Source organism: Cyclobacteriaceae bacterium (assembly GCA_013141055.1).
In the GTDB taxonomy this organism is placed as follows: Bacteria; Bacteroidota; Bacteroidia; order Cytophagales; family Cyclobacteriaceae; genus ELB16-189.
In genome coordinates, this window is sequence record JABFRS010000001.1 from 262,176 (window position 1) to 282,329 (window position 20,154).

The 20,154-nt window shown below is 42.1% G+C and carries 21 protein-coding genes; 17 read left to right on the forward strand and 4 right to left on the reverse strand.

The genetic code is table 11. The features are described from left to right. Window positions 1-25 precede the first annotated feature (25 nt). Together HOP08_01205 and HOP08_01210 are read left to right on the forward strand one after the other, a co-directional pair. Window positions 26-721, forward strand: a complete 696-nt coding sequence (locus HOP08_01205; GenBank protein ID NOT73513.1) for a hypothetical protein — start codon at window positions 26-28, stop codon at window positions 719-721. A gap of 11 nt (window positions 722-732) precedes the next feature. Next, window positions 733-963 (forward strand): DUF2798 domain-containing protein, encoded by a 231-nt coding sequence (locus tag HOP08_01210; protein NOT73514.1) that lies wholly within the window; start codon window positions 733-735, stop codon window positions 961-963. A 265-nt stretch (window positions 964-1,228) separates the two neighbouring features. Here the strand turns inward: HOP08_01210 and HOP08_01215 are convergent, their stop codons facing one another. Beyond that, window positions 1,229-2,125, reverse strand: coding sequence for a helix-turn-helix transcriptional regulator (locus HOP08_01215; GenBank protein NOT73515.1), 897 nt, complete (start codon window positions 2,123-2,125; stop codon window positions 1,229-1,231). Between the two features lie 166 nt (window positions 2,126-2,291). On the opposite strand from HOP08_01215, the gene HOP08_01220 reads away from it, so the two are divergent. From HOP08_01220 to HOP08_01270, 11 genes are all read left to right on the forward strand, one after another. Next, entirely contained in the window at window positions 2,292-3,365 is a 1,074-nt protein-coding gene (locus HOP08_01220) for an alpha/beta hydrolase (protein NOT73516.1), read from the forward strand. 5 nt (window positions 3,366-3,370) lie between these two features. Next, window positions 3,371-3,838 (forward strand): cupin domain-containing protein, encoded by a 468-nt coding sequence (locus tag HOP08_01225; GenBank protein NOT73517.1) that lies wholly within the window; start codon window positions 3,371-3,373, stop codon window positions 3,836-3,838. Between the two features lie 24 nt (window positions 3,839-3,862). After that, complete coding sequence (locus HOP08_01230) at window positions 3,863-4,933, forward strand: alpha/beta hydrolase (GenBank protein NOT73518.1); 1,071 nt, start codon at window positions 3,863-3,865, stop codon at window positions 4,931-4,933. 68 nt (window positions 4,934-5,001) lie between these two features. Further along, window positions 5,002-5,706, forward strand: a complete 705-nt coding sequence (locus HOP08_01235) for a carboxymuconolactone decarboxylase (GenBank protein NOT73519.1) — start codon at window positions 5,002-5,004, stop codon at window positions 5,704-5,706. A gap of 38 nt (window positions 5,707-5,744) precedes the next feature. Then, window positions 5,745-6,644, forward strand: coding sequence for an aldo/keto reductase (locus HOP08_01240; GenBank protein NOT73520.1), 900 nt, complete (start codon window positions 5,745-5,747; stop codon window positions 6,642-6,644). A gap of 45 nt (window positions 6,645-6,689) precedes the next feature. Then, complete coding sequence (locus HOP08_01245) at window positions 6,690-8,306, forward strand: carboxylesterase family protein (protein NOT73521.1); 1,617 nt, start codon at window positions 6,690-6,692, stop codon at window positions 8,304-8,306. Window positions 8,307-8,358: 52 nt separating this feature from the next. Further along, a complete protein-coding gene (locus HOP08_01250; GenBank protein NOT73522.1) occupies window positions 8,359-8,817 on the forward strand; it encodes a (2Fe-2S)-binding protein in 459 nt (152 codons plus the stop codon). Between the two features lie 27 nt (window positions 8,818-8,844). Next, complete coding sequence (locus HOP08_01255; GenBank protein ID NOT73523.1) at window positions 8,845-11,118, forward strand: xanthine dehydrogenase family protein molybdopterin-binding subunit; 2,274 nt, start codon at window positions 8,845-8,847, stop codon at window positions 11,116-11,118. Between the two features lie 185 nt (window positions 11,119-11,303). Beyond that, a complete protein-coding gene (locus HOP08_01260; GenBank protein ID NOT73524.1) occupies window positions 11,304-11,864 on the forward strand; it encodes a hypothetical protein in 561 nt (186 codons plus the stop codon). Continuing rightward, window positions 11,855-12,031 (forward strand): hypothetical protein, encoded by a 177-nt coding sequence (locus HOP08_01265; protein NOT73525.1) that lies wholly within the window; start codon window positions 11,855-11,857, stop codon window positions 12,029-12,031. Before HOP08_01260 ends, HOP08_01265 begins: the two co-directional genes overlap by 10 nt. 296 nt (window positions 12,032-12,327) lie before the next feature. After that, entirely contained in the window at window positions 12,328-12,672 is a 345-nt protein-coding gene (locus HOP08_01270; GenBank protein ID NOT73526.1) for a hypothetical protein, read from the forward strand. Window positions 12,673-12,715: 43 nt separating this feature from the next. Here HOP08_01270 and HOP08_01275 read toward each other — a convergent pair whose 3' ends face one another. The 3 genes from HOP08_01275 to HOP08_01285 all read right to left on the reverse strand — a co-directional run bounded on the left by HOP08_01275 (window position 12,716) and on the right by HOP08_01285 (window position 15,003). After that, the gene (locus HOP08_01275; GenBank protein NOT73527.1) at window positions 12,716-13,105 is read right to left on the reverse strand and encodes a VOC family protein; all 390 of its coding nucleotides are present in this window, start codon (window positions 13,103-13,105) and stop codon (window positions 12,716-12,718) included. A gap of 97 nt (window positions 13,106-13,202) precedes the next feature. Beyond that, window positions 13,203-14,099 carry a helix-turn-helix transcriptional regulator gene (locus HOP08_01280; GenBank protein NOT73528.1) on the reverse strand — a complete coding sequence of 299 codons (897 nt, stop codon included), beginning with the start codon at window positions 14,097-14,099 and terminating at the stop codon, window positions 13,203-13,205. A gap of 85 nt (window positions 14,100-14,184) precedes the next feature. Further along, window positions 14,185-15,003, reverse strand: a complete 819-nt coding sequence (locus HOP08_01285) for an SDR family NAD(P)-dependent oxidoreductase (GenBank protein ID NOT73529.1) — start codon at window positions 15,001-15,003, stop codon at window positions 14,185-14,187. 268 nt (window positions 15,004-15,271) lie between these two features. Between HOP08_01285 and HOP08_01290 the strand changes: the two genes are divergently transcribed. From HOP08_01290 to HOP08_01305, 4 genes are all read left to right on the forward strand, one after another. Continuing rightward, window positions 15,272-15,838, forward strand: coding sequence for a cupin domain-containing protein (locus tag HOP08_01290; protein ID NOT73530.1), 567 nt, complete (start codon window positions 15,272-15,274; stop codon window positions 15,836-15,838). 86 nt (window positions 15,839-15,924) lie between these two features. Further along, the gene (locus HOP08_01295; protein NOT73531.1) at window positions 15,925-16,284 is read left to right on the forward strand and encodes a nuclear transport factor 2 family protein; all 360 of its coding nucleotides are present in this window, start codon (window positions 15,925-15,927) and stop codon (window positions 16,282-16,284) included. 117 nt (window positions 16,285-16,401) lie between these two features. Continuing rightward, complete coding sequence (locus HOP08_01300) at window positions 16,402-17,622, forward strand: AraC family transcriptional regulator (protein ID NOT73532.1); 1,221 nt, start codon at window positions 16,402-16,404, stop codon at window positions 17,620-17,622. 76 nt (window positions 17,623-17,698) lie between these two features. After that, window positions 17,699-20,152: a TonB-dependent receptor gene (locus HOP08_01305; protein NOT73533.1), complete on the forward strand. Its 2,454-nt coding sequence runs from the start codon at window positions 17,699-17,701 to the stop codon at window positions 20,150-20,152. The last annotated feature ends 2 nt before the right edge of the window (window positions 20,153-20,154 follow it).

The following is a 20,154-nucleotide window of genomic DNA, read 5'->3' on the forward strand; positions in this document are numbered from 1 at the left end:
AATTCCATTATTTAAAAACCTAATAATGAAGTTCCAGTTTCCATTAGTATGCTTTTTACTTCTTGTGATCATACGAGGTCATGGACAAACGCAAGACAGGTTACAAGTACAAAGTGTCGCAGAAGAAAGTGCGCCCATCCCTATCGAACTCTTTGCGGGACATCAGGCACTCGCCTTTCAGCTGATCGTTAGCAAACAACTTTCTCCAAAGTCAAGATTCGGATTCTTCAATGTGACCAACTTTACTGGTGATTATAAAGAGGACCACCAAACGTCTGAGTTCTTTTCTCAATCATTGTTAAGTGCAAACATATGGAAAGGATTTTCGTTGACCGGTGGAGTTTCAGCAATTGGCTCCTCAGACGCTGGTGGAACAAGTGTGAGGCCCACAGCTGGATTGCAATATCTTTTTACTAGTCGAAACTTTCTAATTGTTGTGTTACCGCGAATGGACCTGACTCAAACCTACAACTTCGAAACTTTCTCAGTCATAGAGTATAAGCCGATGTTTTCAAAAAACTGGGGTCTGTATACCAGGTTGCAAGGTCTTTATAATTACAATTCAAAACTCGATTTCCATGAGGTAAGTAGTGTCTATGTAAGACTCGGAGTTTCATATAAAAATATTCAGTTCGGCTTAGGTTCAAACCATGACTTCTATGGACCGACTAACATCAACGTTAACAACTACGGCTTTTTTATCAGGACAGAATTATTTTAACAACCAAACAAATGAAGCTATCTAAAGTGCAAGGAATTATTGTGTTTACAATTTTAGTTTCTCTAGCGATGTCTGCCATTATGAGCTTCGGGCTACTATTGGTCAGAATGGGCTGGAAGCCGGACTTTATGACGATATGGTTCTGGGATTATTTTGTGGTGGATCTTTGGTTATCAATTCCGACAGGCTTCACCGTTGTACCATTGCTGAAGAAACTGGTGGATCGTTTCACCGTGAAATAATTTAATCATTAATGTTAACGAGATGGACAGATCATGGGCGAGATTTATCTTGATGATTTTCCAAAAAGTATTTTTATGTATTTTTATGCTTGTCAATTTGTAGTGAGGTGTTCTTTGCTAAATCCCGCTACGCATCGGGCGTAACGTATTGACATTTAATCAAGAGAAGATTCTGCATCGGGAAATAGCCTACAGTTAGAAACCCAAATATATACGGGTAACCTATGTTTTTTCAGGTCAGTTAGATCTTGATAACATATTCTACTCAATTCATCGAAGTTCTGTACTCAAGCGGAGTAACTCCTGTATGCTGCTTAAACAACCGGGTAAAATGCTGCGGGTATTTGAAACCCAATTCATAAGCAATTTCACTCACTGATTTCTTTTTATCGAATATCTTTGCTTTTGCTTCATCAATCAGTTTCAGGTGAATGTATTCATTGGCCGATTTACCAGTTTCCTTCTTAATGAGATCACCAAAATAATTTGCTGACAGATTCAATTCACTCGCGCACCAGGCAACGGATGGCAATCCTATTTCCTGAGGTTTGTCAGATGAAAAGAAGTCATTGAGTAATGTTTCAAAACGTTCGAGTATCCCTTTGTTTGTATTGTCCCTGGTGATGAATTGCCGGTCGTAAAACCGCACACAATAATTCAGGAACAATTCGATGTTTGATGCAATCAACGTCTTACTATGCTTATCAACAGCATGCTCAAGTTCATATCTGATTTTCGAAAAGCAGTCCAGAATAATTTGTCTTTCGCGTTCGGAAAGGTGAAGTGCTTCATTGGTTGTGTAGGAAAAAAACGAGTAGTCATTCATGTGACGTCCAAGAGATGTACCATGAATGAAATCGGCGTGGAATACAAGTGCAAGCCCTTGAGGCTGGTAGAATTCATCACCGTGAGATCCGATCACCTGTCCCGGAGCCAGGAACACAAGGGTGCCTTCCTCATAGTCGTAGTTACTGATGCCGTATTTAAGATCTCCGCATTTTATTTCCTTCAGAAATACAACATAAAAACCGTAGCTCATTCGCCTGAGTTGGCGTGGAGCTGCTTTTGAAAGATCAACGACACTAACGAGCGGATGCAGGGTCTCATTTCTGTTAAATGTGTTGTACTGACTGATCGTTTCAAACTTCAATATTTCGTCCATATCCTTATCGATAATTGTTCAAAATTATGGTTTCCCGACCGGATTCCGGCGATTCTATGTTCAAATCAGTGAAATTGGTAGGTGAACCCGTAATCCATATACTTCCGTGACCCCAAAATGGCCACACCTTTGTATCGTTATTAAAGCGGAAAATAGAGTCCATAAAATGAAAAGAATACAATCAACCATACTAATAGCGATGACGGTGATAACTATTGTTAATGCACAAACGACGCAAAAGGCTTCTACAACTAATCCATTCACACTAGTATATCAGGGAGCGATAGTAGAAAACATTAAGGGTAAGGTGAACATCCATCCGGTGATCTATAGGCTCAACGGAATTGACATCGCCGCTAATGTTTACACGCCAGCTAATTATGATGAATCAAAGAAATACCCTGCTATTGTTGTAGCTCATCCTAACGGTGGAGTTAAAGAGCAGGCGGCCGGACTTTATGCACAGCGTCTTGCGGAATCTGGTTATATTACTATTGCTGCTGACGCTGCTTACCAGGGTGCAAGTGGTGGAGAGCCACGTCACACTGACAAACCAGCTTACCGCATTGACGACATTCGCGGAATGGCAGATTTTATTTCTGGCTATGCAGGAGTTGACGCAAGTCGTATGGGGGTATTGGGTATCTGCGGCGGCGGTGGATACACGTTGAAAGCGGCCCAATCTGATAAGAGGTTTAAAGCCGTTTCCACATTGAGCATGTTTAACTCTGGAGAGGTAAGGCGCAACGGTTTTCAAAACTCTCAGCTATCAACCATTCAGGAGCGTTTGCAAAAAGCTTCAGACGCACGCTCTCAGGAAGCCACAGGTGGTAAAATAATATATGCTGGTGTAGCCAGCATTACCGACGAGGAGATCGCTAAAACTTCAACTGATTTGTACCGGGAAGGATATCAGTATTATTATAGAACTCATGCACATCCCAATTCAACCTTTCTGTATACCATGAGTAGTTTGCTAGACCTCATGACATGGGACGCTGCAACAAGTATGGATCTAATCAATCAACCGCTATTGATGATTGTTGGAAGCAAGGCGGATACCAAGTACATGTCAGATGAAGCATTTCCTAAAGCAACCAACGCAAAGAGCAAGGAGATGTTTGTACTTGAGGGAGCGACACACATTCAAAGTTATTGGAAGCCCGAGTATGTAAATAAAGCAGTAATCAAATTGACTGACTTCTTTAACAAGAATTTAAATACTCAACAGTCGAACTAGATCATATGAAGAAAATTTCAGGATTCGCTATCTTCCTTTTCTTGATAACTGCCTGCACGCAGGATAAGCACGACTTTCATCAATCCTTGACGAACAGTGTATTTCCAAAGGGAAACAAGATCACCAATAACAATTTCACTGGCACAGCCTATCTGCAAAATCTGATGGACGCGGATAGTCTTAATCCGACTTCTGTTGGTAACGTAACGTTCGAACCCGGTGCACGATCAAAATGGCACCTGCACCCCGGTGGCCAGATTCTGTTGGTGATGGACGGAGTTGGATACTACCAGGAGAAAGGACAAGCAAAGAAAATAATTCGAAAGGGTAACGTCGTAAAATGTCCTGCAAACGTACTTCATTGGCATGGAGCAAGTGTTGATACTGCCTTTGTACAAATTGCTATAACAAATCGTCACCTGGGTGAAACAGTTTGGCAACAGGAAGTAACGGAAGTTGAATACAAAAATTAATTCCAAAGAAATTAAGTGAACAACATGGTGAATCACAGACAAATTAAGTTCATTCTTCTCACAGCATTTACTTTGTCCTCTAGCTTCGGCTACGCACAAAAAAAACCACTCCTCATTCAGGACCAGGGAAGCTTTGCCATCGGGGGTACCGTAAAAACTAATCCAGGCACTTTTGATCCAATCAAGCGGACATCCGCTGGACAAACATTTCACGGTGATCACGCTTATGTGTTCTATCAGATTCCCGTCACCCCAAGAAAACTTCCTCTTGTATTGTGGCATGGGGTCGGTCAGTTTTCAAAAACATGGGAAACAACACCTGATGGACGAGAGGGCTATCAAAACATATTTTTAAGGAGAGGCTTTGGTGTTTACATAATTGATCAACCGAGAAGAGGAAGAGCGAGCCGCAGTATGGATTCCGTTAAAATTATTCCTATTCCCGACGAACAAACATGGTTCGGCACATTTCGTATTGGGGTTTGGCCAAATTACTTTCCGGGGGTGCAGTTTGCGAAAGACCCCGAAACACTTAACCAGTACTTCAGACAAATGGCTCCGAACATTGGGGGATTTGATTATGATGTCAACTCCGATGCTGTTTCAAAGTTGTTTGAACAAATTGGAGAAGGCATACTTGTCACTCACTCGCACGCTGGTGGTTTCGGTTGGCTCACCGCAGTCAAGAATAGTAAAATCAAAGCAATAGTTTCATACGAACCGGGAAGTGCTTTCATTTTCCCAGACGGTGAAATTCCATCATCCATCGAAAGTTCGGCAGGTCCGGTTACGGCAGTTGGAAGACCAATGGATGATTTTATGAAGTTGACGAAGATTCCAATCATTATTTATTATGGCGACAATATTCCCTCCAAGCCAGATCCAAACCCTGGTACAGATGGATGGAGGGCACGATTGGAAATGGCAAGACGCTGGCGTGATATTGTAAATAAGCATGGTGGTGATGTCACTGTTGTTCATCTCCCGGAAGTTGGAATAAAAGGAAACACCCATTTTCCATTCTCTGACCTGAACAACGTTGAAGTCGCCGATCTTATGTCAAAATGGTTAAAAGAGAAGAAACTGGATAAATAACCATCAGGCCAACAAAATCCAGACAGAAAATGAAACTACTGACGATACTCTTCATCTTGCCTTCATTCATGTGCTCATCGCAAACGCATGACATTACACAGGCACAAACTCGATCAGAGGTCAAACCGCTGACCGAAAAACAAAAATCGATCATTTTAATTTCAGCATTCGCCGCGAAAGGTGATTTGATCAAACTAAAATCAGTACTCAACTCAGGACTTGACGCTGGTCTCACTATTAATGAATGTAAGGAAGTGCTAGTTCATTTGTATGCCTATTGCGGTTTCCCAAGAAGTATCAGTGGCCTTCAAACGTTAATGGCAACGCTCGATGAAAGAAAGACAAGGGGGATCAACGACAACATCGGAAGCGAAGCCACTCCTGTCAACGACTTGCATAAGTATGAAACCGGTTGGAAGAATCTGGCAAGACTTGGTGGTCGTTCAACCGATGGTCCGATAGAAAAACCAACCAGCGGCTATGGTGCCTTTAGTCCGGAGATTGATATTTTTCTGAAAGAGCATTTGTTTGCTGATCTTTTTTCACGGGATGTCTTGACTTTTGCTGAACGTGAGCTTACAACTATTTCGGTACTGATCGCTCTCGGCACAGGTGTTGAGCCAATGCTTGCCTCCCACCTGGCATTGACGATGAAGCAAGGCATTACCAAAAATCAAATTGAAGAAGTATTTGTGACGATTGAAAAATCGGTGAGTAAAACAGACGCTGACGCGGCTCGAAAGGTTTTTGCTGGTGCCCTGTCGCAAAAATGAATGAGCGAAAAAGGCAGAACTAGTTAATATCAATAAATATGAAAACGAAAAGTGAAAGCGCTAACTCATTATCTGAGAATATATCCACGCCAACTGTTAGACTAAATAATGGAGTAGAGATGCCCGTCCTGGGTTTTGGAGTATTTCAGGTTCCTGATCTGAGTGAATGCGAACGAAGTGTTAACGATGCAATTCAAACAGGTTATCGCCTGATCGATACCGCTGCCTCCTATATGAACGAAGAAGCTGTTGGAAATGCGATCAGAAAAAGCGGTGTGCAACGTAAAGAGTTGTTTATCACTACAAAGATCTGGATTCAGGATGTAAGCTATGATAAAGCAAAAAAGGCGTTTGAAAAGTCTCTTAAGAAGCTTCAGCTTGACTATCTCGATTTGTACCTGATCCATCAACCATTCAATGATGTTCACGGCGCCTGGAGAGTGATGGAGGAATTATATAAGGAACGCCTGGTACGCGCCATCGGCATCAGTAATTTCCATCCAGACAGAGTTGCGGATCTAATTGCGTTTCATGAAATCGTCCCTGCCGTTAACCAGATAGAAACCCATCCATTTCATCAGCAATTAGAAACGCAGAAATTTCTACAAGACAATAATATACAGATAGAATCCTGGGGGCCTTTTGCAGAGGGAAAAAATGATCTATTTAAGAATGAATTACTGGCCTCCATTGGAAAAAAGTATAATAAAACCATTGCACAGGTTGTATTGAGGTGGTTAACACAACGAGGCATAGTAGCAATACCAAAATCGGTTAGAAAGGAAAGAATGGAAGAGAACTTCAACATCTTCGACTTCCAGCTCAGTACAGAAGACATCCAAACTATTCAGACACTTGATCAGAACAGCAGTGCATTCTTCGATCATCGTGACCCTGGTATGGTCAAATGGTTGACAAGCAGAAAACTCGATTTATAATCCATCTATCACAGAAACAATAGAAACCTTAAACTGAACCCTTCAATGAAAAAATTTTCAATCGGAATTGCGCTGTTTCTTTTTGTTACGGCTCTTCAGGCCCAGCAAAGCAATGGACCGGAAACTAAAACTGCCGCGGGCATTGTGCGTGGAGCAACAGAGGGAGACGTTTCATATTATAAAGGTATTCCGTATGCAGCACCTCCGGTCGGCGAATTTCGTTGGCGCCAGCCGCAGCAGGTAAAACCCTGGAAAGATGTTCGTGACGCCAGTAAGTATTGTGCTGATTGTCCTCAGCGGCTTTGGCCAGGATCGACCGCAAAGACTTCTGAAGATTGTCTATTTCTAAATCTATGGACGCCGGCTTCGGCTACACAGAAATCAAAACTACCCGTAATGGTTTGGATTCATGGTGGTGCTTTTGTTGCAGGGAGTAGTTCTGATCGTGGATCCGACGGAACTTCATTTGCCAAACAAGGTGTGATCCTTGTAAACTTTAACTACAGGCTTGGCCGTCTCGGTCATTTTGCATTTCCTGCATTGAACAAAGAGCATCCCGAAGAGTACAAAGGCAGCTATGCTTACATGGATCAGATTGCAGCACTGAAGTGGGTAAAAGAAAATATTGCAGCCTTCGGTGGAGATCCTAATAACGTGACGATCTTCGGATTTTCAGCTGGAGGCGTATCAATCCACACACTTTTAACAATTCCAGCCGCGAAAGGACTTTTTCATAAAGCGATAGGTCATTCAAGTGGTGGTCGTGATGGTGTCCTTACTGGCAGACCGATTAATAAAGAAAATGCCGATCCGCTCTATCCTGTTTCAGCAGAAACAACTGGGATAAACTTCGCACGAAAGCATAAGATCAAAAGCACCGATGCGGAAGCCCTTGCAAAGCTTCGTTCTTTAAGCGTTGAAGAAATACTGGACGGTGGTCAGGAAAACGATAGCTCTGGTCTTCGAATTTATTCAGGACCCATCCTCGACGGAAAATTGGTAGTAGAAACTGCAGAAAGTGCATACAAAGCCGGAAGAGAGACACACGTGCCCATTATGATCGGCAATTGCAGCGGCGAAGTTGGTGGATCATTTGTAAGTAATGCTACTTCAAAGGAAGCGTTGTTTGCTCAGTTCGGTGAAAATGAAGCAGAGGCAAAAGCTGCATTTGATCCAGAAGGAAATAAAGACTTCGCAGAAGTGCAAACAAAGTTTAATACGGACTGGGTATGGGGTGAGCCGGCACGTATGACTGCGCGAACGTATGTAGCCAAACGTCAGCCAGCTTATATATTTCAATTCGGTTATGTTTCTCCAACTGGCCGGGAACGCTCACGGTATGGGGCTGGTCATGGAGCAGACATATCCTTTGCATTCAATACCCTCAATTCGCGATGGGGCGCTCCTGGTGAACCAACAACTCAGGAAAAAGAACTTGCAAGAGTGATGAACACGTATTGGGCAAATTTCGCCAGGACAGGTAATCCAAACGGAAAAGACTTACCAGTATGGCCGCTTTACGACAATATGAAAGAAGAAATTCTTGACATTGATCTGGACGGAAACGTTGTGGTGAAACCCGATCCACGTAAAGCCAGATTGAATGTGATTGAAAAAGCATTTAAGAAAAATCGCGAAAAGATTCAATCGAAGGGAATCTAGAAATCAACAGTAAGATTTTTGTAACTTATAAACACATTTAAATTCTTAGTGCATGGCAACTCTCAACCTGGACATCAACGGCAAAAAACTAGCGGTGGATGTGGATCCAAAGACCCCACTCTTATGGGTACTTCGGGAACATCTCAATCTTGTCGGAACTAAATACGGATGTGGTATAGCACAATGTGGTGCCTGTACAGTTCATCTGGAGGGTACTGCGGTGCGATCTTGTTCACTACCGGTGTCGGCAGTTGCCAATAAAAAGATTACTACGATCGAAGGCCTTTCAGAGAATGGTGATCACCCGGTTCAAAAAGCTTGGCTCGAGCTTGATGTAGCACAATGCGGCTATTGCCAGACAGGACAGATTATGTCCGCAGCAGCATTACTCAAGACGAACCCTAATCCAACCGATGCACAAATTGAAACGGCGATGACCGGTAATATTTGCCGGTGCGGAACCTATCTGCGCATTAACGATGCTATCAGGTCTGCGTCAGCACAAAAATAAATTGAGCCAGTTTCTAAAAGAACTAAAATGGAAAATATTATAAAGACTTCACAAAGCAGACGATCATTCTTAAAGTCGTCAATTCTTGCAAGCGGTGGGCTCATGATTAGCTTTACCGGGTTGGCCAAATATGTATCAGACGATAAGATAAATCTATTCGACTCCTCAGAAGAATGGAAAGAGCTAACAGGTTATATTAAAATAACCTCAGACAATATTATTAAGATACTTAATCCGAATCCGGAATTCGGGCAAAATGTAATGACCTCACTTCCGATGATTGTCGCAGAAGAATTGGACGTTGATTGGAAAAAAGTGATTGTTGAAATGGGTCCACACGACAATGTGAAACTCGGGCCGCAATTTACTGGCGGAAGCAATTCCGTAAGGATGTACTGGAAACCTCTTCGTGAAGCCGGTGCAGCAGCTCGTCAGATGTTAAGAGAAGCCGCAGCGAAATCCTGGAACGTACCTGTTGATGAAGTGACAACAAAGGCTGGAATGCTCTATCATGAAAAAACTGGCAAGTCTGGAAGTTATGGTGACTTTGCTTCTACAGCTGCGCTTAACCCTATTCCCAAGGAATTAAAGCTAAAGGATGTAAAAAGTTTCAACATTGTTGGAAACTCAAGCAAGAATGTTGAAGGACTAAAAATCGTAACAGGTAAACCGCTTTTTGGAATGGATCGCATGGAGGAAGGAATGCTGATCGCGATGATTGAACATCCTCCTGGTTTCGGCAAAAAACTTAAGTCATTTGATGCTACGGAAACCTTGAAGATGCCTGGAATTAAAGACGTCTTTACACTGAAATTATATGAGGATGGCTTCGAACAAGCTGCTTTTGATACACGAACATTTAATGATCTTCTGGTTGTTGTAGGCAAAACTACGTGGGAAGTCATGAACGCACGTAAAAAACTAAAAGCAACATGGGAACAGATAAGCGAAACAAAAGAAACCATTGCAGGTTTTCGTGGTAAAACGGAAGTGGTAATTCCATCCGAGCTTGAATCTACAACCACACAGTTAGAAAAAATGGCAGAGCGTGCTAAGAAGGCGGGTCAGGAGTTAAGAAAAGATGGAGACCCGGAGGCTGCCTTCGCAAAAGCTGCACAAGTTTTAGAACGCACTTACACGGCACCGTTCCTTGCACACAATTGCATGGAGCCCATGAATTTCTATGCGCATGTAACCGATGAAAAGGCATTGTTAATAGGACCGCATCAGGCGCCAGGATGGATAGAGCCTACCCTATCAAAAATCCTGAAGCTTCCAGCTGATAAAATAGAAATTCAAATGACCCGGATGGGCGGAGGCTTTGGACTGAGAGCATACGGCCACTATATGACAGAAGCTGCTCTTATTTCAAGAAAGGTAAAGGCTCCTGTAAAACTGGTTTATACTCGTGAAGATGACATGACATACGGAATCTATCGCCCAATGTATACTGCCACCTATCGCGCAGCATTGGATGCAAATAAAAATGTGATCGCGTTTCATGTTAAAGGAGGTGGAATACCGGAGCATCCTGTTCATCCAAATAGATTTCCCGCTGGAGCAATTGACAACTACCTCGCCGAAGGCTGGGCAATACCTTCCAATATAACGATCGGAGCCTTCCGTGCGCCACGATCAAACTTCAATGCAGCAGCAGAACAGTCTTTTCTGGATGAGCTGGCGGAAATGGCTGGTAAAGATCCTATCGATTTCAGGATTGAGCTTTTAAAACGGGCCAAAGAAAACCCGGTTGGAAAAAATAATGAGTATGATGCTGAGCGATATGCAGGTGTGTTAACCTTGCTTAAAGAAAAATCGGGATGGAATAATTCTGAAAATAAAAAATACAGTCGTGGAGTGGCAGCTTATTTCTGTCACAACTCTTATGCTGCTCATGTTGTTGACGTTGTCACCAAGGATGGTATGCCATACGTTGAGCGGGTGTTCAGTGCAGTTGATTGTGGTGTCGTCATTAATCCCGATGCAGCCGCTAATATGGTACAGGGAGCCGTGGTGGATGGAATTGGAAATGCGTTTTACGGAGGCTTGACTCATCAGGATGGTGTGTCAGGACAAAGTAACTTCAATCGCTACAGGATGATCCGACACAAAGAGGCGCCGAAGAAGATTGAGGTAAGTTTTGTTAAAAGTGAAGTTGATCCTACTGGTCTGGGTGAACCACCGTTTCCTCCGGTCTTTGGAGCCGTGGCTAATGCGTTATATAGAATTACTGGAAAACGATTCTACAACCAACCTTTTATAAATGATTTAAAGGATAAAAATGATAAGGCCCGGATGTAAATAAGACCATGATGTCATTTCAATCAACAAAATTGAAGAAAGAGAAAACTTCATAGGATAAATTTCGATCGCCACTTTCCAAAAAAGATTTTTGTGTATTTTTATGCTTACTCATTTGTAGTGAGGTGTTCTTTGCTAATATCATGCTACGATTCTGTATCAGCAAATAAACAAGGACATAATCAATGGCAAAAATATTCAGATCAGCCCGGCAAAGTTTGGCGGAAAATGGGAACGTTAAAAAGTATATCAGGTATGCCTTAGGTGAAATTATTCTTGTAGTCCTTGGGATCCTGATCGCCTTACAGATCGACACGACATACACCAATTATCAATTGGAGAAGACCGAGGTCAAGTATCTCACAGAGATCAAAAATAATTTGAAATTTGATCTAAACGATATCCAGTTCAATATTGATTTCAATGTAAAGAGGTTGAGATCGAACCTGGTCGTACTTCAGTACTTGAACAAAGAAATCCCCTATTCTGATTCTATCGGTTTCCACCTGAGCAATTTGCCATATTCCGCACGTACTCTTCCTAATAACAGTACGTACGAAACTGTAAAGTCAAAGGGTTTGGATATTATTTCAAACGATTCACTGAGGCAACGTATCACCACACTTTACGATTTCGGCTACAAAAACGTCATTGATTTTGAGTCCAAAGATGACCATCAGTTTCAGTTCGGAATACTTTTGCCGGAAGTCATAAAATCGATCAATGTCATTGCCGTGTGGAAGTAGGAAGACCCATTAACCAGGACGAAATACTTAACAATTATCCTCTAAAGAATGCGGTGACAATGAATATCCATCTTCGCAAGTACATGCTTACCTACTATAAAAAGCTTATTCGAGATGTTCAGCAAACGATCACTGCCATTGAAAATGAGTTAGAGACGAAGGAATAGTTAGATTTCAGCCGCAAATTTATCAAAGAAGATATTGTGTATTTTTAATGCTTGGTAATCGGTAGTAAGGTAAACACTTCTAAAATCCTGCAACGCATCCGGCGTAACGTATTGACATTCAATTAAGAGAAGATTCTGCATCGGCAAATAGAAAATTAAATAATGTAATGAACTAGTAATCGGAAATCTGATAGGCTCAAACAGCTTCACATTACTAACTACTAACAATACCTTTGCCAGACCGAAAACAGCTACGAACAGAATATTTACTGAAGAACTTTTCAAATTGACTACATATGCTCAAAAAAGTACTTGCAATCGGCATCTTATCAATTTGTCTGCTCGCCATCTTTCTGATCATAAACCGATCGAAACCTCAGGCGGATAAAATGCAGACAAAGCAGATTAAGATTGACAGCATCACGGTTACCGGACCCGTTGTTTTTATTTATGATAAGTCCTCCCGGGAAAATTACTGGCTCAAATCGTACACGACATTAGACGCCCAGAAGTTTGATTCTCTGACCGGTAGAACCGTAATCATACATTTTATGAAAGCTTTTGCAGGGCCGCTTGAAAACAGGATCTTCAAAATACAAGCTGACTCCGTTTTTGTATTCGATCAGGACGAAAAAAATTAGCTTAGATCATTGGTAACTGATACGGGTTTGCTTGTACCTATCATCAGATTTTCTTCTGGATTTGCCAATAGTGACCGAAAGGATCTTTAAACATACCCTGGCGATACCCGTAATCGTGATCGGTAGCAGGATTGATCAGCGTCGCCCCTGCTTCAATACCTTTACGCATCACTTCATCCACATCGGGGACAAACAAGCCAATCACCGATGTCACTCCCTTAGCAGTGTTGGGTTCAAGAGCATTGACACCTCGTGTGATTTCATGTAAATGAAAAATTGCACCGCTGATCTCGAGCTCAGCCACATGAATGCTGCCGTCATCGTTCCTCAAACAAAAATGCTCAACCGTCCCAAACCTTATATAGAAATCAATATTCACGGTTCCATTCGGGATGTGTAGTTCAGGAGCAAAATGGGTTTTACTGGTCGCCATAATCTTCATTGATAAATATACTCTCCCAAGATCGCAATTTGATAGACAATACTACTACGATCAAAAATTCAAAATTAACCTAAGGAATCCAGTACTATTAATTCAAATGCACTTTCTTAAATTGATTTGGACTAACCCCCACTTCTTTTTTAAACAATCGTGAAAAATAGGGTAGATTTTCAAATCCCAGTGAATATGCGATTTCAGAAACATTCTGTTCCCTTACTTTCAACAAGTTCTTTGCTTCTGATATCAAAAAGATGTGAATCAGATCCATTGCTGTCTTTCCTGTTTCCTGCTTCAGCGTATCGCTGAGATAACGAGGGGATAGATTTAATTGAGATGCCATCTCCGCTACTGACGGCAATCCATTATCCCTAAGAGCTTTCTTCTCAAAATAATTGTTTAACAGCTCATTGAACCTGGAGACAGTCTTACCCGAGAGATCATTTCGGTTGATGAACTGTCGTTTGTAAAATCTTTGAGAATACTTTAGAAATGAATCAATATGACCAAGTATTATTTCGCGGCTGTATTCATCCTGATTATTCTGTATTTCCAATTCAATGTTTTTTATAATCGCACGAATGATCCTCTCTTCTTTCGGTGAAAGGAAAAGAGCCTCGGCTATCTCGTATTCAAAATAACCGTACTTCCTGACGTCAAAATGGAGGGAATGTCCATTGAAAAAATCTTCATGAACAAACATCAGAAACCCATCTTCTTCAAGCTGAACATCTTTTATTTCTATCACCTGTCTCGGCTTGACAAACGATAAGCTACCACAATTGTGATCGTATTTTGTTCGACCGTAAAGAATACTTCCGGATCTCATTTTCTTAAATCCGAGCATATAAAAATCAGTCGTGAACTCACTGGTGCCAATAGAGCAAGCGCGTGATGGATTGCAGCTGACGATGCTGATCAGAGGATTTTCAGGTGCAGGAAACCCGTTGGATTGATGAAGTTCGGATATTGTTTTGTAATGATTCATAGATTGCCAATGATTACAGCCTTGACGTTATCCAGTCAAGGCTGTATATGCTAACCGATTCCGGTTAAAATAAGTTTATTACGATCTACTTTCCGTGTGCTTTGTCTGCAACATCTGCCCATTGCTCCCATGTTTCCATGCGCGCTGCAGTTACCTGTTTCACCCATGGAAGCGCCATCTTGCCAAGGAAAAGGCGCAATGGTGGATTTGGTGAGTCGACCAGCTTCACCACTGCCTCGGTGGTTGCGTCCGGAATTCCGAAAATATCCTCTGTCAATCCCGCCTGGAAATCTGCCCGTACTTTTTCATACTCTTTCATTGGCGTAGTAGCGGCGGCGGATGCGCCAGCCCAATCAGTAGAGAAACCATTTGGTTCAATAAGCGAGACCTTGATACCGAAACCTGCTACTTCTGATGCAAGTGTTTCACTGAGTCCTTCAACAGCAAACTTTGATGCATTATAGATTCCAAGGACTGGCAATGTGACGATGCCCAGAACGCTTGACACCTGGATTATATGCCCGCGACCTTGTGCTCTCATAATCGGCAATACCGCCTGCGAAGCCCACAGCAATCCAAAAACATTCGTCTCAATCTGATTGCGCGCTTCTTTTTCAGTTGTTTCTTCTACAGTACCAAATAGCCCGTAACCGGCGTTGTTGATCAACACATCAATGCTACCGAAGTGATCATTTGCTTTTTTTACCGCTGTGAATACATCCTTACGATTATTTACATCGAGTTGAATCGGAAGAATTAAGCTTCCAAATTCTTTTACAAGGTCATTAAGATCATTAAGATTTCTCGCGGTAGCCGCAACCTTGTCGCCGCGTTTTAAAAATGCTTTAGCCCAGATTTTACCAAACCCCCTGGAGGCTCCGGTAATAAAAATTGTCTTTCCCATTTGTTTGTGTTTTTATTATTTGTTGATGACACAAAACTAGAATGGGAGCATGCCTGCAAGTTTATACGAAAGTGTAGAATTCTGATACAATTCCTCTTAATCTTAAACGACCCATACTTCACTCCTACGACTTGTTTCATTAAAATAGACGTTAATAAATACCGGCAATAGTCAATAACTCACCGCCAATATTGTCCTCCCGGCACGGAACGCTTTCTTTATACACTTTTTTTCTCTTCCTTAATGGATATTCAAATCTGAAGTAATTATGAAAAGAAATCGATTCCTCGCGACACTCGCGGCAGCATCCATCGCTCCATTATCAGCCTTTTCCAAACATCAGAAATATCTGACAAGAACTGATAAAGGTTTTGTTACCAAAGCCGGTGAGGGCAAAACCCATGGCCACATAAAACTGAAAGGCGTCAACTCCAATATACTTGATGTTAAAATTTCCGGTGATGACACCGATGGAGGCTTTGCCATATTCGAACAGACCTCACTGTCACAAGGACGCGGAACACCATTACATGTTCATCACAAGCAAGATGAAGTGTTTTATGTAGTTGAGGGCGAATACTATTTTCAGATCGGTGATGAGAAATTCAGGGCCTTTGCCGGAGATACCATCTTTCTGCCCATGAAAGTCCCTCACGCATGGACACAGGTATCAACAAAAGGAAAGATGACAGTAACCTTTCAACCTGCTGGAAAAATGGAAAGCTTTTTCGTCACCACCGCAGCACTGGATCATGAACCGACCAAAGAAGAGATGGCGAAGATCTTCGAAGACAATGAAATGTCCGTGGTGGGCCCGCCGTTGAAAGTTGAATGATTATTGCTCCCGACGATTGGCGATCATCAATTTATAGTCAGGTTCTTTTATTACCTTAGCCTTCATTCATCATAATCCAGGAAATCATGACAACAAAGGAAGTAGCTACCAAATTTCATGAATACATGCAGCAAGGGGCGTTCGATAAGATCTATACCGAACTGTTCAGTCCCGATGCCACTAGTGAGGAAAGCCCCGGCTCCGACTGGAAGAAAGCAAACGGCATGAAAGAGATCTACGAAAAGGGAAAGAAATGGGCTGAGGGTACCGACGAAATGTATGGTGGCACCACCGCCACTCCCGTTGTTGCCGGAAACTATTTTACGTGCTACATGACCATGGATTTCAAACCCAAAGGCGGCCCCAGAACCACCATGGAAGAGATCGGATTCTATGAAGTGAAAAACGGAAAGATCATTTCTGAAAAATTCTTCTATTCCATGTAGCAAGGCTATTGTATCAGGTAAGACATTATCGGGTTAAACCATTCTGCCTTCAAATGCCATAAAAAACGAAGACTCCATTAGTTCGGGTGTTTCTTTTTTTGGAATTTGGCTCCCATCATGAAGGAATTGCCCGAGCTAGTCCTGAATTTTTGGAATTTCCTTTTCATCGGACTTTCGTTCATCGGACTATTTTTTTCTATCAAGTTAATTATAGTTCCTCGCCTGAATAACCGGGCATCCAAAGCTCTTGGGCTCTATCTTATTTTACAATCTCTTGGCCTGTTAGAGTCCTGTCTTTTCTGGACGAATTACTTTTATCGTGTCCCAGAACTCTATGCCTCTACCCTTCTCTTCTCCTTGCTGTATGGACCGCTGCTTGTCATCTACTTCGATGCCGTATTTGAAAATCCTAAACCTCTCGTTAAATACAGTCTACATTTCTTACCCTTCCTGATCATGCTGGGACTGAAGGCGCCCTTCTATCTCAGCTCACCGGAAATGAAAATTCTGCACCCAGAGCAAGTGCCGCTTTCCTGGATAATAAATAGTCATATTGACTATGCGGAAATCATTAAGATCGCTCATCTTTCAATCTATGGCTTCATTTTATTCCGATTAATCCGTTCGCATCCACACATCGGTTACATGCGTCCATGGGCTAACTGGATACTGGCGTTCTACAATTCATTCATCGCACTCACGGTTCTATACTGGTTAATTGTCATTGCTCAGCAAAATACTCTACTCGCCGACTATTTTATTTCTATCGCTATCTGCGGTTCAATTATTCTTCTTGCATGGTTTGGGGACAGCTATGAAAAAATGAAAGAGGGTGAGCCAATCATCGACTCTCTATGGCCTCATTTAAAACATCAGCCTCAATGGAACGATGCATCTCTATCACCCAGCCCACTTCCAGATCAAATCCTTTCCACTGAAGAAGTTGATGTAAAATATAAAAACTCGGGTCTGCCGGATTCCCTTGCCAAAAAACTCGCAGAGGATCTTGGACTTCTTATGTCCAGGGAGCAACTCTATAAAGAAAATAATCTAAAGCTTGAGACTCTTGCCGAAAAGTTAAAAAGCAACCGTCACTTTGTATCGCAGGTCATCAATCAATATTACAAGACCAGCTTTTTTGATTTCATCAACGCAAACAGAATTGATGAGGCCAAGAGACTGTTGGTTAGCGGTGATCACGAACTCAACATTATAGAAATAGCCTATACTGTTGGCTACAACAACAAAGTAACATTCAATACAGTCTTTAAACGCTTTACAGGTATAACTCCAACGGAGTACCGGAAACAAAATCAAGCGGTAAAGACGCACGATTAGGTTAAACTTGATCGGGGAATACAAGTGACTACCCTTCTTCTCTGAAATTTACCTGGAAATCAATTCAGGGAAATTCATGAGAACGATGTATCGATATCTTTCAGCTTCAGTATTGGTGATTACCGCCGTGGTTTGCTCCGTTGCTCAATCAGCATTATCTAAAATAGAAGGAAGCGTCAAAGATGAGAAGGGCGAACCAATACAATATGTTACAGTATTGTTGCAAAACCCGCAAGACTCTTCCATGATCTCCGGAACGATCACCAATGCGGCGGGGAGTTATTCATTCGAATCTCCGTCCACTGGAAATTATATCCTTACCCTGACTTTCGTGGGATATCAAAAACAATCATTACTCCTCGAACTAAAAGAGGGCTTCAGCATATACACAGTCCCGGCAATTATCTTAAAAGTGGACGCAACGGTTCTTGGCGAAGTAGTCATTCGTGCACAGAAACCATTGGTTGAACAAGAAGGTGATAAACTCATCCTTAACGTGCAGAATACTATCATCGCTTCAGGAGGTAGTGCTGCAGATCTTTTAGAGCGTGCGCCTGGGGTAAGCATTGATCAAAACAATCAGATATCTGTCAATGGGAAAAGCGGTGTCAACATCATGATTGATGGCAAGCCCACCTATCTGCCTCCAGCAGAACTCGCCACCCTCCTTCGCAGTATGAATGCAAATAACATTGCAACCATAGAAGTTACCTCTCATCCGTCTGCACGCTACGATGCCAGCGGTAATGCCGGAGTGGTCAACATCAAGTTAAAAAAGAACACTCTTGAAGGGTTCAATGGTTCTATCACCGCAGGCGCTGGTTATGGTCTTTATGGCAAAGCCAACGGAAGCATCAATCTCAACTACCGCACCGGCAAATGGAATCACTTTCTCAACTATGGATATACTTTTAATAAACGGTATACCAATGTATTCACCCAACGTATTACCCTTTTAAATCCCGATAGCAATGGGAACGTTGACCCTGTTTACTATTCTCAGCAGCTCGATCGGATTCAAAAGTTACCCTCTCACTCCTGGCAGGGCGGATCAGAATGGCAATGGAATTCCAAAAACTCAATTTCCGTTACTACTTCAGGTAGTTACAATGAACGAACCACCGATAATGACTCGTTCACACAGTTAAAGTCAGCACCCGGTAATGAAGCGGACTCAACTTTCATTCTGACCAACCACCAGGAATATCGCTGGCACAACATTTCAAGCTCGATTGGGTACAAGCATCTCTTTGCCCGCGCCGGTAGTGAATTCTCCATTGATCTGGATTACTCAAACTATGAATTTAACTTCAATGATAATTTTTCGATCAAACAATTTGAGCAGCCGAACATTCTCAAAAACCAGTACAATATATTGAGCGATCAGCCTTCATCATTTTATATCTATACCGCGCGCATGGACTATACGCATCGCTTCAATAAGCTAACCTCGCTGGAGACGGGCGTCAAATTCAGTTACGTAAATACCATAAACGAGATAACATTTACCAATAATCTGATCGGGACATTTGAAGCAGATCTGATAAGATCAACCGATTTTGACTATAAAGAAAAGGTGGGCGCTGGTTATGTTACTTTGAAAACAAAATTGTTAGGATTCGATACCCAGTTGGGATTGCGCGCAGAGCAGACTCACTATGATGGCTTTTCGAAAAAAGCTCAGTTGTCCATTGAACGGGATTACTTCAGATTGTTTCCGAATGTCAGCCTTCATAATAGCCTGAACGAGAACTATCAGTTTGGCTTTGCATACAGTCATCGTATTGACCGCCCTGCCTACAACGATCTATATCCCTATATCAATTATTTTGATCCTTTCAGTACCCAGAAGGGAAACCCGGCATTGCTTCCTCAGTTTACACACAACTTTCAATTCTCGCAGACGATTGGAAAAGATCTTGCTATCAATCTCGGCTATAGTAATAGCTCACAATACATGGCGTTTGTTATAATACTGAATGAAGACAGGATTTCTGAATATGCTATGAAGAAGAATTTTGAAACGTTCCGGAACTATTACCTCAATATTAGTGCTCCCTTAGAGATCAACAAGAAATGGATGATCAATGGCAACATCAACTTATTTTACAATCAATTTAAAACTCAGGTTTTGAATGAAGATTATGACGCCGGAAAATTCAGCGGCATCGCTACAATTACACAAACCATAACACTTCCGTGGAATCTGACCGGCGAAATCACAACAGTATACAATGCTCCTAATGTGGCAGGGCTTATTAACAACTGGCCATTAGGTTCAGTGAACGCAGGGCTGCAAAAAAAGATACTGGACCAAAAAGGCTCTCTGCGTTTAAGCATTACGGATATATTTTTTACCAACCAGATTCAGAGCAGTGTGGTGTACCCCGGTTTCGATATGCATTATAAATACCACAATGAAACACGCGTTGTCAGGATCAACTTTAGTTACAACATAGGTAAGACCGGAGAGTCCATGCGCAAACGGAATGGGCAGGACGAGGAACGGAAGAGAGTTGGAGTTAACTAAGC

Coding starts and splice junctions, on each gene's coding strand:
- HOP08_01205 (NOT73513.1), top strand. CDS start 26: ATGAAGTTCCAGTTTCCATTAGTATGCTTTTTACTTCTTGTGATCATA.
- HOP08_01210 (NOT73514.1), top strand. CDS start 733: ATGAAGCTATCTAAAGTGCAAGGAATTATTGTGTTTACAATTTTAGTT.
- HOP08_01215 (NOT73515.1), bottom strand. CDS start 2,125: ATGGACGAAATATTGAAGTTTGAAACGATCAGTCAGTACAACACATTT.
- HOP08_01220 (NOT73516.1), top strand. CDS start 2,292: ATGAAAAGAATACAATCAACCATACTAATAGCGATGACGGTGATAACT.
- HOP08_01225 (NOT73517.1), top strand. CDS start 3,371: ATGAAGAAAATTTCAGGATTCGCTATCTTCCTTTTCTTGATAACTGCC.
- HOP08_01230 (NOT73518.1), top strand. CDS start 3,863: ATGGTGAATCACAGACAAATTAAGTTCATTCTTCTCACAGCATTTACT.
- HOP08_01235 (NOT73519.1), top strand. CDS start 5,002: ATGTGCTCATCGCAAACGCATGACATTACACAGGCACAAACTCGATCA.
- HOP08_01240 (NOT73520.1), top strand. CDS start 5,745: ATGAAAACGAAAAGTGAAAGCGCTAACTCATTATCTGAGAATATATCC.
- HOP08_01245 (NOT73521.1), top strand. CDS start 6,690: ATGAAAAAATTTTCAATCGGAATTGCGCTGTTTCTTTTTGTTACGGCT.
- HOP08_01250 (NOT73522.1), top strand. CDS start 8,359: ATGGCAACTCTCAACCTGGACATCAACGGCAAAAAACTAGCGGTGGAT.
- HOP08_01255 (NOT73523.1), top strand. CDS start 8,845: ATGGAAAATATTATAAAGACTTCACAAAGCAGACGATCATTCTTAAAG.
- HOP08_01260 (NOT73524.1), top strand. CDS start 11,304: ATGGCAAAAATATTCAGATCAGCCCGGCAAAGTTTGGCGGAAAATGGG.
- HOP08_01270 (NOT73526.1), top strand. CDS start 12,328: ATGCTCAAAAAAGTACTTGCAATCGGCATCTTATCAATTTGTCTGCTC.
- HOP08_01275 (NOT73527.1), bottom strand. CDS start 13,105: ATGGCGACCAGTAAAACCCATTTTGCTCCTGAACTACACATCCCGAAT.
- HOP08_01280 (NOT73528.1), bottom strand. CDS start 14,099: ATGAATCATTACAAAACAATATCCGAACTTCATCAATCCAACGGGTTT.
- HOP08_01285 (NOT73529.1), bottom strand. CDS start 15,003: ATGGGAAAGACAATTTTTATTACCGGAGCCTCCAGGGGGTTTGGTAAA.
- HOP08_01290 (NOT73530.1), top strand. CDS start 15,272: ATGAAAAGAAATCGATTCCTCGCGACACTCGCGGCAGCATCCATCGCT.
- HOP08_01295 (NOT73531.1), top strand. CDS start 15,925: ATGACAACAAAGGAAGTAGCTACCAAATTTCATGAATACATGCAGCAA.
- HOP08_01300 (NOT73532.1), top strand. CDS start 16,402: ATGAAGGAATTGCCCGAGCTAGTCCTGAATTTTTGGAATTTCCTTTTC.
- HOP08_01305 (NOT73533.1), top strand. CDS start 17,699: ATGAGAACGATGTATCGATATCTTTCAGCTTCAGTATTGGTGATTACC.